The sequence below is a fragment of the Enterobacter cloacae complex sp. SHL009 genome, from assembly GCF_049237205.1.
GTDB classification, from domain to species: domain Bacteria; phylum Pseudomonadota; class Gammaproteobacteria; order Enterobacterales; family Enterobacteriaceae; genus Enterobacter; species Enterobacter cloacae_M.
In genome coordinates this window covers 71884-86019 of sequence record NZ_JBMKIW010000004.1, presented here as the reverse complement: position 1 = coordinate 86019, position 14136 = coordinate 71884, and the positions used below count along the sequence as shown (strand labels likewise).

Here is a 14136-nt window from a genome sequence, read left to right as displayed (position 1 = left end):
TGCACAGGCAGAGGGTTTTGGTGTTAATTCAGCGGGGAATTATTCCCACTCAATCGTAGCCGGTGGCTTACCGCTGATGTCATACACCACGCGGGAAATACCGTTCACTTCGTTGATGATACGGTTAGACACGCGGCCTAAGAAGTCATACGGCAGGTGCGCCCAGTGCGCGGTCATGAAGTCGATGGTTTCCACCGCACGCAGGGAAACTACCCAGTCGTACTTGCGGCCATCGCCCATCACACCGACGGAGCGAACCGGCAGGAACACGGTGAACGCCTGGCTTACCTTGTTGTACAGGTCAGCTTTGTGCAGCTCTTCGATGAAGATCGCGTCCGCGCGACGCAGCAGGTCGCAGTACTCTTTCTTCACTTCGCCCAGCACGCGCACGCCCAGACCCGGACCCGGGAACGGGTGACGGTAGAGCATATCGTACGGCAGACCCAGTTCCAGACCGATCTTACGCACTTCGTCTTTGAACAGCTCGCGCAGCGGTTCAACCAGGCCCATCTTCATCTCTTTCGGCAGGCCGCCCACGTTGTGGTGAGATTTGATGACGTGTGCTTTACCGGTTGCAGAGGCCGCGGATTCGATCACGTCAGGGTAGATGGTGCCCTGCGCCAGCCACTTCACGTCTTCCAGCTTCAGCGCCTCTTCGTCGAACACTTCCACGAACACGCGGCCGATGATTTTACGTTTGGCTTCCGGATCGTTCTCGCCTTTCAGCGCGTCCAGGAAGCGCTGCTCGCCTTCCACGTGAACGATGTTCAGACCGAAGTGGTCGCCAAACATGTCCATAACCTGCTGGGCTTCGTTCAGACGCAGCAGACCGTTGTCCACGAACACGCAGGTCAGGTTTTTGCCGATGGCGCGGTGCAGCAGCATCGCGGTCACGGAGGAGTCCACGCCGCCTGAGAGGCCGAGAATTACCTTGTCATCGCCAACCTGCTGGCGGATACGCTCAACGGCGTCGTCGATGATTTTTGCCGGGGTCCACAGGGCTTCACACTGGCAGATGTCACGCACGAAGCGCTCCAGCATTCGCATACCCTGACGGGTGTGGGTCACTTCCGGGTGGAACTGCACGCCGTAGAAGCGTTTTTCTTCGTTCGCCATGATGGCGAACGGACAGCTTTCGGTGCTGGCAACGGTCACGAAGTCAGACGGGATGGCGGTAACTTTGTCGCCGTGGCTCATCCACACGTCCAGCAGCGGTTTGCCGTCTGCGGTCAGGGAGTCTTCGATACCGCGCACCAGCGCGCTGTCGGTGACGACTTCTACCTGTGCGTAGCCAAACTCGCGCTCGTTGGAGCCTTCTACGTGGCCGCCCAGCTGCATTGCCATGGTCTGCATACCGTAGCAAACGCCGAATACAGGCACGCCAGCTTCGAACACGTACTGCGGCGCGCGCGGGCTGTTCTCTTCGGTGGTGCTTTCCGGGCCGCCGGACAGGATGATGCCGCTTGGATTGAATTCGCGAATCTGTGCTTCCGTGACATCCCACGCCCACAGCTCACAGTAAACGCCCAGTTCACGTACGCGACGCGCCACCAGCTGAGTGTACTGAGAACCGAAGTCCAGGATGAGAATGCGATGTTTATGAATGTTTTCCGTCATTGACGCTAATTCCGAGGCAAGTGAAACAAAAACAGAGCGCCCGGCTGAAGCCGGGCGCGGAAACTTATCAGGAGCCCAGACGGTAGTTCGGGGACTCTTTGGTGATCGTCACGTCGTGAACGTGGCTCTCCTGGATACCCGCACCGCTGATGCGTACGAATTCCGCTTTAGTACGCAGCAGGTCAATGGTACCACAGCCGGTCAGACCCATACAGGAGCGCAGGCCGCCCATCTGCTGGTGAATGATCTCCTTCAGACGGCCTTTATAGGCAACGCGACCTTCGATGCCTTCCGGCACCAGTTTGTCAGCGGCGTTATCGGTCTGGAAGTAACGGTCAGAGGAGCCTTTTGACATAGCGCCCAGGGAGCCCATGCCGCGGTAAGATTTGTAAGAACGACCCTGGTAGAGTTCGATTTCACCCGGGGATTCTTCGGTACCGGCCAGCATGGAGCCTACCATTACGGCAGCTGCGCCCGCGGCGATCGCTTTGGCGATGTCGCCAGAGAAGCGGATACCGCCGTCAGCGATAACCGGAATACCGGTGCCTTCCAGCGCTTCAACCGCGTCAGACACCGCTGTGATCTGCGGAACGCCCACGCCGGTGACGATACGGGTAGTACAGATGGAGCCAGGGCCGATACCCACTTTCACCGCGCTGCAGCCAGCGTCAGCCAGCGCGCGAGCGCCTGCGCCAGTTGCCACGTTACCGCCAATGATCTGCAGATCAGGGTATTTGGCGCGGGTATCGCGAATACGTTGCAGAACGCCTTCGGAGTGGCCGTGAGAGGAGTCAATCAGCAGGACGTCAACGCCCGCAGCGACCAGCGCGTCAACGCGCTCTTCGTTACCGGCACCTGCGCCAACCGCAGCGCCGACGCGCAGACGGCCATGCTCGTCTTTACAGGCGTTCGGTTTACGTTCTGCTTTCTGGAAATCTTTAACGGTGATCATGCCGCGCAGGTGGAAGCTGCTGTCAACAACCAGCGCTTTTTCAACGCGTTTTTCGTGCATTTTTGCCAGCACCACGTCGCGGGTTTCACCTTCGCGAACGGTGACAAGACGCTCTTTTGGCGTCATGTACACGCTAACAGGCTGGTTCAGGTCAGTCACGAAACGCACGTCACGACCGGTAATAATACCGACCAGTTCGTTCTCTTCGGTCACAACCGGGTAACCGGCGAAGCCGTTACGTTCGGTCAGGGCTTTCACTTCGTGCAGCGTGGTGGTTGGCAGAACGGTCTGTGGGTCAGACACGATGCCGGATTCATGTTTCTTCACGCGGCGAACTTCTTCCGCCTGACGTTCGATAGACATGTTTTTGTGAATAAAGCCAATGCCACCTTCCTGTGCCAGGGCGATAGCCAGGCGCGCTTCAGTCACGGTGTCCATTGCCGCAGAGAGCATAGGAATGTTCAGGCGAATGGTTTTAGTCAACTGCGTGCTGAGATCGGCAGTATTCGGCAGAACAGTGGAGTGAGCGGGAACGAGGAGGACGTCGTCAAACGTCAGTGCTTCTTTAGCGATACGTAGCATGGGCAATATCTCTGACCTGGGTGGTTAAATATTGCCGTGGCATTATACAGAGCGTAACCGATTGCATCTACACTTTTTTATAAAAAAGCTTGCGATTGCCTCTCAGCAGGTTACTATCGACTGAATAACTTGCTGATTTAGAATTTGATCCCGCTCACATGTTATCCTCTCAATCCCCCTCAATTTATACCGTCAGCCGCCTGAATCAGACGGTGCGTTTGCTGCTTGAGCAGGAAATGGGGCAGGTCTGGATCAGCGGTGAGATCTCTAACTTCACGCAGCCGTCCTCCGGTCACTGGTACTTTACCCTAAAAGACGATACCGCCCAGGTGCGCTGCGCGATGTTCCGCAACAGCAACCGTCGCGTGACGTTTCGTCCTCAGCACGGCCAGCAGGTTCTGGTTCGCGCCAATATCACCCTGTATGAGCCGCGCGGCGATTATCAGATTATCGTCGAGAGCATGCAGCCCGCGGGCGAAGGCCTGCTGCAGCAGAAGTATGAACAGCTAAAAGCCAGGCTCTCTGCCGAAGGGCTGTTCGACCAGCAGTTCAAAAAACCGCTGCCCTCCCCCGCCCACTGCGTTGGGGTCATCACCTCGAAAACCGGTGCGGCACTGCACGATATTTTGCACGTGCTGAAGCGTCGCGACCCTTCCCTACCCGTCATCATCTACCCGACCGCCGTTCAGGGTGACGATGCGCCGGGCCAGATAGTTCGCGCCATTGAGCTGGCGAACGTGCGTCAGGAGTGTGACGTCTTAATCGTCGGGCGCGGCGGCGGTTCGCTGGAAGACTTGTGGAGCTTTAACGACGAGCGCGTGGCGCGGGCAATCTTTGCCAGCCTTATCCCCGTGGTAAGCGCCGTCGGCCACGAAACGGACGTGACGATTGCCGATTTTGTCGCGGATCTGCGCGCGCCTACGCCGTCCGCGGCGGCGGAAGTGGTCAGCCGCAACCAGCTGGAGCTGCTGCGTCAGATTCAGAACGTACAGCAGCGTCTTGAGATGGCGATGGACTACTTTCTTGCCAACCGTACCCGGCGCTTTACCCAGCTTCATCATCGTCTTCAGCAGCAGCATCCGCAGCTGCGTCTGGCGCGCCAGCAGACCGTGCTGGATCGTCTGCGTCAGCGCATGAGCGTTGCGGTGGACGCGCAGCTTAAGCGCGCGGTATCGCGCCAGCAGCGCGTGACGCAGCGCCTGAACCAGCAGAACCCTCAGCCGAAAATCTATCGCGCGCAAACGCGGATCCAGCAGCTGGAGTATCGTCTGGCGGAGACAATCCGGGCGCGGCTGAGCACCACCCGCGAGCGTTTTGGCAATGCGGTGACCCACCTTGAAGCCGTCAGCCCCCTCTCCACGCTGGCGCGCGGCTATAGCGTGACGACGGCGACGGACGGCAAAGTGCTGAAGCAAACTAAACAGGTAAATACCGGCGATGTGCTGACGACGCGTCTTTCCGACGGCTGGGTAGAAAGTGAAGTGAAATCAATTAAACCGGTGAAAAAAACGCGTCAGCGTAAAACCGGATAATTCTTCGCCGGTTACTTACTATACTGCTGCTATTCCCTTTTTTAATAAGGAGAGCAGCATGCCCCATCTTCATAGCGTTATTCCCCCTTATATTCTTCGTCGTATTATCGAAAGCGGTTCCGAGCCGCAGCAGCGCTGCGCCCGTCAGACCTTAACCCATGTCCAGACGCTGATGGCCCACATGCCGGGCAAACCCGCTGCTCCGCACGTGAATAAAGCCGGGCAGCTGGAGCGCGATATTTACGACGCGAAGCAAACCCAGGAGCTGCCGGGTACGCAGGTGCGTTACGAAGGCCAGCCGTCGAACGGCGATGTGGCGGTGGATGAAGCCTATAATTATTTAGGTATTACCCATGACTTCTTCTGGAAAGAATATCAGCGCGATTCGCTCGATAATAAAGGGCTTATTTTGACCGGCACTGTGCATTACGGTCGGGAATATCAGAACGCCTTCTGGAACGGTCAGCAGATGGTATTTGGCGACGGCGACGGGGATATATTTAACCGCTTTACCATCGCCATCGACGTGGTGGCGCACGAGCTGAGCCACGGTGTGACCGAGACCGAAGCCGGGCTTATCTATTTTGAGCAGTCGGGCGCGCTGAACGAGTCTCTGTCGGACGTGTTTGGCTCGCTGGTCAAACAGTACCATCTGAAGCAAACCGCCGATAAAGCAGACTGGCTCATTGGTGAAGGGCTGCTGGCGAAAGGGATTAACGGCAAAGGGCTGCGCTCAATGTCTGAACCCGGCACCGCCTATGACGATCCCCTGCTTGGCAAAGACCCGCAGCCTGCGCACATGAAAGATTTCATTAAAACGCGCGAGGATAACGGCGGCGTGCATCTGAACTCCGGCATCCCCAACCGGGCATTTTATCTGGCCGCGGCGGCGATCGGCGGCTACGCCTGGGAAAAAGCGGGTTATGCCTGGTACGACACGGTTTGCGATCGCAATCTGGCGCAGGATGCGGATTTTGAGGCCTTCGCAAAACTGACGATCGCGCACGGAGAGAAACGCTCCGGCGGCGACGTTGGAGCGGCCATTAAACAAGCCTGGGAACAGGTGGGAGTGTTGTAAATGCAGGTTCCGGAACTGACGGATGACGCCGTGGTTGAGCTGGCCCGGGAAGGCGGCGTCGCTTTTATCCCCAGGCTGAGCGGACAGCGCACCATCGCGCTCTCCTCGCTCAATGAAGCCCAGCGCCAGCGCCTGGTGAGCATCCTGGAACAGGCTTTTCCGCGCGGTCAGCCGCCGGGGCAAGCCTCTTCACCCGGCAGCGGCGACCAGCGCTATTTCCGCATCCAGATTATCTGGACCGGGCAAAATCAGGCGCACTACGCCGATATCGTCGTGCTGGTGCCGGAGCAGGAAGCGCCAGAGTCGCTGGTTGAGCTTTGGAAGAAAGGCGAAGGCTGCGTCTGCGATTAACCTTCGGCCCGAACAAACTCCACGCGTTTTTTAGAGATAAGGCCGTGGCCGTTCTGGCAGAAATAGTCCACCGCGCCGCAGGCTTTTAATACCTGGAGTGGCTGATGGCACTCCGGGCAACGGGCTACAAGCGCAATATCTTTATTACAACTGTCGCAGTGCGCCACGCCGTTCTGGGGCTCAAGCGGTGACTGGCAATCCGGGCAGGTAATCGACATATTCTCTCCTGTTGGGTTTTACCGGGACAGGATAACTGCCCCGGTAGGCTGAACATTATCAGGCTTCAGCTGCCGGTTTAGTCTGCGCATTTTCCAGCATGCGGCGCACCGGAACAATAAGGACGATCAGTACCGCGGCACAGATCAGCAGCGCGATGGAGCAGCGCGCAAAGAGATCCGGCAGCATATCCAGCTGATCGGCCTTCACGTGGCCGCCAATCAGGCCCGCCGCCAGGTTACCCAGCGCGCTGGCGCAGAACCACAACCCCATCATCTGTCCGCGCATTCTCTCCGGCGCCAGCAGCGTCATGGTCGCCAGGCCAATCGGACTCAGGCACAGCTCGCCGAGCGTCAGCATCAGGATGCTGCCCACCAGCCAGAACGGCGATACGCCCGCTCCACCGCTGCTCAGCACGTTCTGTGCCGCCAGCATCATCAGGCCAAAGCCCGCCGCCGCGCACAGAATACCAATAACAAACTTGGTAATGCTGCTCGGACGAATGTTTTTGCTCGCGAGCTTCGGCCATGCCCAGCTAAACACCGGTGCCAGCAGAATGATGAACAGGGCGTTGATTGACTGGAACCACACCGCCGGGATTTCAAAATCACCAATCATGCGGTTAGTGTAGTCGTTGGCAAACAGGTTGAATGAGGTTGGCTTCTGCTCAAACGCGGACCAGAAGAACGCCGCGGAGATCAGCAGAATAAAGCAGACCAACAGCCTGGCGCGCTCTTTACGATTCAGGCCCGCAAAAACAAACAGATAAATAAAGTAGAGGGCAACGGATGCCGCAATCACGTAGACCAGCACGCTGGCTACCGCGACCGGGTTAATCACAATCACGCCCTGCGCAATCAGCGTCACGATCGTTGCCACGCCTGCCGCCAGCGCCAGCAGCCAAACGCCCACGCCGTTACGCTTCACCACCGGGCTGTTCCAGGTGGAGTCGAGGCCGACTTCGCCGTCATAGCGTTTCATCGCCGGAACGGCAAACACGCGGAAGATAATCAGCGCCACCAGCATCCCGATGCCGCCAATACCAAAGCCCCAGTGCCAGCCGTGGGTTTTAATCAGCCAGCCGGAAATCAGCGGCGCGATGAACGAGCCCATGTTGATGCCCATATAGAACAGCGAGAAACCGCCGTCACGACGCGCGTCGCCTTTTTTATACAGGGTGCCGACCATCACCGAGATACAGGTCTTAAACAGCCCGGAGCCAAGCACGATGAACATCAGGCCGATAAAGAACAGGTTGTTCCCCATTACCGCAGAGAGCGCAATCGACAGGTGACCGAGCGCAATCAGAATTGAACCGTACCAGACGGCTCTCTGCTGACCGAGCCAGTTATCCGCCAGCCAGCCGCCCGGCAGCGCGGCCAGGTACATGGTACCGGCAAAGATACCGACAATCGCCGAGGCGTTTTCACGCGCCAGGCCCATCCCGCCGTCATAGACGGTGGCGGCCATAAACAGGATCAGTAACGGACGAATGCCGTAAAATGAGAAACGCTCCCACATCTCGGTGAAGAACAGGGAACCGAGCGGATACGGATGGCCGAAGAACGTTCGGCTCTCTTTTTGATTAACAGTGGATTGCATAATTCTCCCGAAAGGTATGTCGTCGTGCTTGTAAACACCAGCAGGTACGCCGGCCAGTTACGTATCTGGCCGATTTTTTACATGCGGCGAAAAGTTAGTTAACCATTTGATAACCAGGCGCTAGTTTTGTCTAGTACCGGACCCTGGACTTTAAGATGAAAATTCGACGATTGTCTACTTTCTTAGATTTAAACTTGGTTAAAAGTGAATAGTGATTGACTTCACACAGAGAAAACCGGCGGTATGATTGGGCAAAAAAAAGCCCGCGATAAACGCGGGCTTTCGTGAAGCAGGTAAAGCTTATTTGCTTTTCTTAATGTGCTTAATCAAGCGCTTACGCTTACGCATCTGATTTGGCGTCAGGGTGTTGCGCTTGTTGGCAAACGGGTTTTCCCCTTCCTTAAACTGGATACGGATAGGCGTGCCCATTACGTCCAGCGATTTACGGAAGTAGTTCATCAGATAGCGCTTGTAGGAATCCGGCAGGTCTTTCACCTGGTTGCCGTGAATTACTACGATTGGCGGGTTGTAACCACCGGCGTGAGCATATTTCAGCTTCACGCGACGGCCGCGCACCAGCGGCGGCTGATGGTCTTCTGCAGCCATATTCATGATGCGGGTCAGCATGGCGGTGCTCTGACGACGGGTGGAGCTGTCGTACGCTTCACGCACGGATTCGAACAGGTTACCCACTCCGCTGCCGTGCAGCGCAGAGATGAAGTGCACGCGGGCAAAGTCGATAAAGCCCAGACGGAAGTCGAGGGTCTCTTTCACCTGCTCGCGCACTTCATTGCTCAGGCCATCCCACTTGTTGACTACGATAACCAGTGAGCGCCCACTATTGAGGATAAAGCCGAGCAGAGAGAGGTCCTGATCGGAGATACCTTCGCGTGCGTCGATGACCAGCAGCACTACGTTAGCATCTTCGATCGCCTGCAGGGTTTTGATAACGGAGAATTTTTCCACCACATCGGTGATTTTCCCGCGCTTACGCACCCCGGCGGTGTCGATGAGGACATACTCACGCTCATCGCGCTGCATAGGAATGTAGATACTGTCACGGGTGGTGCCCGGCATGTCGTAAACGACCACGCGCTCTTCACCCAGAATACGGTTAGTAAGCGTAGACTTACCTACGTTTGGACGACCCACGATGGCCAGCTTGATCGGCAGGTCCTGCGGGTTGAAGTCGTCTTCAGGCTCTTCTTCGCCCTCTTCTCCGTCTTCGAACTGCGCCCAGTATTCAGCGTCTTCGTCCACCTCTTCCGGCGGGTTTACTTCGTCCACCCACGGCAGCAGAACGGTTTCCAGCAGGCTGGTGACGCCACGGCCATGCGATGCCGCAATCGGGTAGATCTCACCCAGGCCCAGAGACCAGAAATCCGCGACGGCCTGATCGGCATCGATGCCGTCAGTTTTGTTCGCCACCAGGAAGGTCGGCTTTTCGCGTGAACGCAGGTGTTTGGCAATAGCGGAGTCCGCCGGCATCAGGCCAGCGCGCGCATCCACCATAAACAGCACCACATCCGCTTCTTCAATCGCCAGCAGCGACTGTTCCGCCATGCGGGTTTCAACGCCGTCTTCTGTGCCGTCAATACCACCGGTATCGATACAGATGAACTCACGTCCTTCCACCTCTGCACGACCGTACTTACGGTCACGCGTCAGCCCCGGGAAATCCGCAACCAGCGCATCACGGGTGCGTGTTAAACGGTTAAAAAGAGTGGATTTTCCAACGTTAGGGCGCCCGACAAGCGCGACCACAGGTACCATGTTTGAAGCCTCATAAAATTCAAAATAACGTCGCTTTTGCGGCGTTTTTAAAAATGTCAAAACGGCTCCTGAGTGAACAGGAGCCGTTTAGTATACTACAACCGCCGGGTAATTAACGCGTGATCGCGTACAGCGTGCCGTCTTTTGCCTGAATCAGCAGTTTGCCGTCGGCCACAACCGGATCGGTCAGGAAACCAGAGCTGTCGACTTTTTGCTGTGCAACAAAGCGGCCGTTATCCGGATCGATCCAGTGCATATACCCTTCGCTGTCGCCAACCACCAGGCTACCGTTGTACAGTGCCGGAGCAGTCAGCAGACGGTGCAGCAGATCGCTTTGCGTCCACAGCGTCACGCCGCCTTCGGTGCTCAGAGCCAGCAGACGGTCGTTCTGATCGACCATATAGATGCGGTTGCCCTCAACGATGAAATCGTTCACAGAGCCCAGCTCACGTTTCCACATGATCTGGCCGCTGCGCAGATCCAGCGCGGTCAGGTTGCCGTTATAGGCCAGCGCGTAAACCACACCGTTAACGATGACTGGCGTTGTGTCTACGTCGCTCAGACGGTCAATTTCCGTTGAGCCAGTAGCCTGAGAGATACGCTGCTGCCAGATCATCTGGCCCTGCTGCATCAGCACTGCGCTCACGCGACCGTTGTCACCGCCCACAATGGCAGCACCAAATGCGGTAGCCGGCGCGGATTCGCCGCGCAGAGAGAGCGCAGGCATATCCAGGTTAACGGTCCATTTCACCAGACCGTCAGCTTCATTCAGCGCCTGCAGCTGGCCGTTGCTGGTATGAATCAGCACCAGACCGTCGCTTACCACCGGACGAGACAGGGATTCACCCGCCACGGTTGTTTGCCAGGCAATGGAGCCGTCGCTGCTGTTCAGCGCATACACCTGCGCCTTTTCGCTGCCCACGTAAACATGGCCACCGGCAACGGTCAGACCGCCAGACAGCAGTGCAGGCTTACGGGAGAACCAGCCGTCTTTTTCCGCCAGGTTAACGGACCACACTTCTTTCCCGTCATCGGCGTTCACCGCTTTCACGGTACCTTTGCGGTCAGCGGCATAGACAACGCTGTCTGCATACGCTGGATGAAGGTTGGAATAGAAATCACCAATCCCATTGCCCACGGAGACATCCCACGCGGTGGATGGGGTAAACTGGTTTTCAACCGTCGGCAGTGGGGACATTTTCACAACGTCTTCTTCGCCACTGAACAGTGAACAACCACTCAATAACGTAACAGAAAGCAGTCCTGGCAGAAGTAATTTACGCAATTGCATCGGGTCCCTCTCAGACGGACAAATTATTTATTTTCATCTGCATCATTTCGCTCAGCGCAGGTGAAGCATTGCTCTCTACGCCAGCTTGCCACGCTTTACGCGCGCCCGCTTTGTCACCTTTGCTCAGCAGTGCTTCACCGCGCAGATCGGCAACGATGGCAGCAAAGCCTTCGCCTTTGATGGTATCGAGCGTTTTCAGCGCATCGTCAGCTTTCTTCTGCTGAACCTGAATACGTGCCAGGCGCAGATTGATCACCGCTTTCAGGTTTTCATCACTGGCGGCAGCAAGGCCCTGAGACAGCTGTGCAGCGGCTTTATCCAGTTCGTTCTTATCAACGTACTGCTGAGCCACTTCCAGCGCAGCCAGTGCACCGTAGGTGTTTTTGTTGTCAGCCGCAAACTTTTCTGCCGCCGTCAGCGTTTGAGGCTGATCGGCACGAATTGCGCTCACGGTATTTTCATAGGACAGAGACGCGCCGCGCGCGGAATCTGCCTGATGATTGTTCCAGTAACGCCAGCCCACCAGCGCACCGATACCTAAAACAACCCCAACAACCAGCGCTTTGCCGTTTTCAACAAAGAAGCGCTTAATCGCGTCGACCTGATCGTGTTCGTTCTCGTAAATTTCCACGCAGTCCTTCTCCTTAGCCCAATAGAGTGCGCAAGTGCGCCGCAACGCCGTCCTGCGTTACCGTTGTCTGCTCACCAGAGCGCAGGTCCTTCACCACCACTTCGCCGTTAGCCACTTCGGACTCGCCCAGCACCAGTGCAATACTTGCGCCCCACTTATCGGCACGAGCAAACTGTTTTTTAAAGTTGCCGCCGCCATGGTTGGTCATCAGCTTAACGCCCGGCAGCGCATCGCGCACGCGTTCGGCAAGCTGCATCGCCGCAGACTGCGTTTCCGCGCCTGAGGCCACCAGGTATATATCGACAACGGAATCTGCTTTAAATTCCGGATTAACTGCCTGAACCAGCAAAACAAGTCGCTCAAGACCCATCGCGAAGCCAACAGCAGGTGCTGCGCGACCGCCAAGTTGCTCTACCAGACCGTCATAACGACCGCCCGCGCACACGGTGCCCTGAGAGCCGAGGCTCGTGGTCACCCACTCAAACACGGTACGGTTGTAGTAGTCCAGACCGCGCACCAGGCGCTGATTCACTGTATAGGCGATGCCTGCCGCTTCAAGCAGCTTGCACAGGCCCGCGAAGTGTTCGCGAGATTCTTCATCCAGGTAGTCACCCAGAGCAGGCGCATCGTTCAGCAGTGCCTGAACATCCGCGTTTTTGGAATCCAGAACGCGCAGCGGGTTGCTGTACATGCGACGTTTGCAGTCTTCGTCCAGCTTCTCTTTATGCTGTTCCAGGAACGCTACCAGCGCATCGCGGTAGTTAGCGCGAGCTTCCAGAGAACCGATAGAGTTCAGCTCAAGGGAAACGTGATCGGCGATACCGAGCGCGCGCCACCAGCGGGCGGTCAGCATAATCAGTTCGGCGTCAATGTCCGGACCCTGCAGGCCAAAGACTTCCACACCCAGCTGATTGAACTGACGATAACGACCTTTCTGAGGACGTTCGTGGCGGAACATCGGGCCGATATACCACAGGCGCTGCTCCTGATTGTACAGAAGACCATGTTCGATGCCGGCGCGTACGCAGCCCGCCGTACCTTCCGGACGCAGGGTCAGGCTGTCGCCGTTGCGGTCCTCAAAGGTGTACATCTCTTTTTCAACCACGTCGGTGACTTCACCGATCGCGCGTTTGAATAACGGGGTCTGCTCTACAATCGGCAAACGGATTTCGCTGTAACCGTAGCTGCCGAGCACCTGCTTCAGCGTGCCTTCAATGCGCTGCCAGATGGCGGTTTCGCCAGGCAGATAATCGTTCATGCCGCGGATGGCTTGAATGTTTTTTGCCACGTTTATTCTCTTTCTATATACAAAAAAAACCCAAAGAATGGGTTCAATCATACATGGGAAGCGGCACGCTTCCCATCACGTTATTTTTCAACCTGCTGGATGCTGATACGCTGTGTCTCGTCCATCATGGCGGCTTTGGCGCGGATGCGGGCTTCAAGCTGGTCGATCATGTCGCTATTATCCAGACGATCTTTACGAACGCCATCTTCATAGAGACCACTTTTCTTGTTACCGCCGGTCACGCCCAGGGTTGACACCAGCGCTTCACCCGGGCCGTTTACCACACAGCCGATGATGGAGACGTCCATCGGGGTGATAATGTCTTCCAGGCGTTGCTCCAGGGCATTCACCGTCCCGATCACATCAAACTCCTGACGTGAGCAGGTTGGGCAGGCAATGAAGTTGATCCCACGCGCGCGAATACGTAGCGACTTCAGGATATCGAAACCGACCTTGATCTCTTCGACCGGATCGGCCGCCAGCGAGACGCGCAGGGTGTCACCGATCCCTTCGGAGAGCAGCAGCCCCAGACCGATCGCAGATTTTACAGAGCCGCTGCGCAGGCCGCCCGCTTCGGTGATCCCGAGGTGCAGAGGCTGGTCGATCTGTTTTGCCAGCAGACGATAAGACTCTACCGCCAGGAACACGTCGGACGCTTTTACGCTGACTTTGAACTGATCGAAGTTAAGACGATCGAGATGATCGACATGACGCATCGCGGATTCGAGCAGCGCCTGTGGCGTCGGCTCGCCGTATTTTTCCTGCAGGTCTTTTTCCAGGGAACCGGCGTTAACGCCGATACGGATAGGAATATTTTTATCGCGGGCGCAGTCCACGACCATGCGGATACGCTCTTCGTTACCGATGTTGCCCGGGTTAATGCGCAGGCAATCGACGCCGTATTCGGCCACTTTCAGCGCGATGCGGTAGTCGAAGTGAATATCAGCCACCAGCGGAACGCTGACCTGCTGTTTGATCAGTTTGAACGCCTCAGCGGCATCCATGGTCGGGACGGAGACGCGAACAATGTCCGCGCCTACACGTTCTAATGCTTTGATTTGATTGACCGTCGCTTCTACATCGGTAGTGCGCGTGTTGGTCATCGACTGAACGGCGATAGGTGCCCCATCGCCGATTGGCACATTCCCAACGTAAATCCGTTTCGATTTTCTACGTTGAATCGGAGCCTGGTTATGCATGAAAAATCTCCCGCGTTGCCCGTC

The 14136-nt window shown here is 56.7% G+C and carries 12 protein-coding genes; 3 read left to right on the top strand and 9 right to left on the bottom strand.

Translation table 11 applies throughout. The annotated features are described in order from the left end of the window. Positions 1-39: 39 nt before the first annotated feature. Positions 40-1617, bottom strand: a complete 1578-nt coding sequence (gene guaA / locus ACOTZC_RS11430; RefSeq protein ID WP_006811514.1) for a glutamine-hydrolyzing GMP synthase — start codon at positions 1615-1617, stop codon at positions 40-42. Positions 1618-1684: 67 nt separating this feature from the next. Then, entirely contained in the window at positions 1685-3151 is a 1467-nt protein-coding gene (guaB, locus tag ACOTZC_RS11425) for an IMP dehydrogenase (protein ID WP_023333022.1), read from the bottom strand. A 158-nt stretch (positions 3152-3309) separates the two neighbouring features. Here guaB and xseA point away from each other — a divergent pair, with 158 nt between their 5' ends. The 3 genes from xseA to ACOTZC_RS11410 are packed head-to-tail and all read left to right on the top strand — an operon-like array spanning position 3310 to position 6112. Then, positions 3310-4683, top strand: a complete 1374-nt coding sequence (gene xseA, locus ACOTZC_RS11420; protein WP_163354073.1) for an exodeoxyribonuclease VII large subunit — start codon at positions 3310-3312, stop codon at positions 4681-4683. A 58-nt stretch (positions 4684-4741) separates the two neighbouring features. Then, a complete protein-coding gene (locus ACOTZC_RS11415; RefSeq protein ID WP_421635774.1) occupies positions 4742-5761 on the top strand; it encodes a M4 family metallopeptidase in 1020 nt (339 codons plus the stop codon). Further along, positions 5762-6112: a protealysin inhibitor emfourin gene (locus ACOTZC_RS11410; RefSeq protein ID WP_023308795.1), complete on the top strand. Its 351-nt coding sequence runs from the start codon at positions 5762-5764 to the stop codon at positions 6110-6112. Here the strand turns inward: ACOTZC_RS11410 and ACOTZC_RS11405 are convergent. The 7 genes from ACOTZC_RS11405 to ispG form a co-directional block, all read right to left on the bottom strand. Continuing rightward, a complete protein-coding gene (locus ACOTZC_RS11405) occupies positions 6109-6330 on the bottom strand; it encodes a zinc ribbon domain-containing protein (RefSeq protein ID WP_047173888.1) in 222 nt (73 codons plus the stop codon). The genes ACOTZC_RS11410 and ACOTZC_RS11405 overlap by 4 nt on opposite strands. A gap of 58 nt (positions 6331-6388) precedes the next feature. Continuing rightward, positions 6389-7930 (bottom strand): peptide MFS transporter, encoded by a 1542-nt coding sequence (locus ACOTZC_RS11400; RefSeq protein ID WP_023308797.1) that lies wholly within the window; start codon positions 7928-7930, stop codon positions 6389-6391. A gap of 300 nt (positions 7931-8230) precedes the next feature. Next, positions 8231-9703, bottom strand: coding sequence for a ribosome biogenesis GTPase Der (der, locus tag ACOTZC_RS11395; RefSeq protein WP_023308811.1), 1473 nt, complete (start codon positions 9701-9703; stop codon positions 8231-8233). A gap of 112 nt (positions 9704-9815) precedes the next feature. Beyond that, positions 9816-10994, bottom strand: a complete 1179-nt coding sequence (bamB, locus tag ACOTZC_RS11390; RefSeq protein WP_008502135.1) for an outer membrane protein assembly factor BamB — start codon at positions 10992-10994, stop codon at positions 9816-9818. A gap of 10 nt (positions 10995-11004) precedes the next feature. Further along, the gene (locus ACOTZC_RS11385; RefSeq protein WP_115875997.1) at positions 11005-11625 is read right to left on the bottom strand and encodes a YfgM family protein; all 621 of its coding nucleotides are present in this window, start codon (positions 11623-11625) and stop codon (positions 11005-11007) included. Positions 11626-11638: 13 nt separating this feature from the next. Next, complete coding sequence (hisS, locus tag ACOTZC_RS11380; protein ID WP_032622984.1) at positions 11639-12913, bottom strand: histidine--tRNA ligase; 1275 nt, start codon at positions 12911-12913, stop codon at positions 11639-11641. Between the two features lie 80 nt (positions 12914-12993). Beyond that, positions 12994-14112: a flavodoxin-dependent (E)-4-hydroxy-3-methylbut-2-enyl-diphosphate synthase gene (gene ispG, locus ACOTZC_RS11375; protein WP_047173885.1), complete on the bottom strand. Its 1119-nt coding sequence runs from the start codon at positions 14110-14112 to the stop codon at positions 12994-12996. Between the last annotated feature and the right edge of the window lie 24 nt (positions 14113-14136).

What these genes read in the sequence shown, in the direction of transcription:
- bamB (WP_008502135.1), bottom strand. Translation starts at nt 10,994, where the DNA reads ATGCAATTGCGTAAATTACTTCTGCCAGGACTGCTTTCTGTTACGTTA.
- ACOTZC_RS11405 (WP_047173888.1), bottom strand. Translation starts at nt 6,330, where the DNA reads ATGTCGATTACCTGCCCGGATTGCCAGTCACCGCTTGAGCCCCAGAAC.
- ACOTZC_RS11415 (WP_421635774.1), top strand. Translation starts at nt 4,742, where the DNA reads ATGCCCCATCTTCATAGCGTTATTCCCCCTTATATTCTTCGTCGTATT.
- xseA (WP_163354073.1), top strand. Translation starts at nt 3,310, where the DNA reads ATGTTATCCTCTCAATCCCCCTCAATTTATACCGTCAGCCGCCTGAAT.
- guaB (WP_023333022.1), bottom strand. Translation starts at nt 3,151, where the DNA reads ATGCTACGTATCGCTAAAGAAGCACTGACGTTTGACGACGTCCTCCTC.
- guaA (WP_006811514.1), bottom strand. Translation starts at nt 1,617, where the DNA reads ATGACGGAAAACATTCATAAACATCGCATTCTCATCCTGGACTTCGGT.
- ispG (WP_047173885.1), bottom strand. Translation starts at nt 14,112, where the DNA reads ATGCATAACCAGGCTCCGATTCAACGTAGAAAATCGAAACGGATTTAC.
- der (WP_023308811.1), bottom strand. Translation starts at nt 9,703, where the DNA reads ATGGTACCTGTGGTCGCGCTTGTCGGGCGCCCTAACGTTGGAAAATCC.
- ACOTZC_RS11410 (WP_023308795.1), top strand. Translation starts at nt 5,762, where the DNA reads ATGCAGGTTCCGGAACTGACGGATGACGCCGTGGTTGAGCTGGCCCGG.
- ACOTZC_RS11400 (WP_023308797.1), bottom strand. Translation starts at nt 7,930, where the DNA reads ATGCAATCCACTGTTAATCAAAAAGAGAGCCGAACGTTCTTCGGCCAT.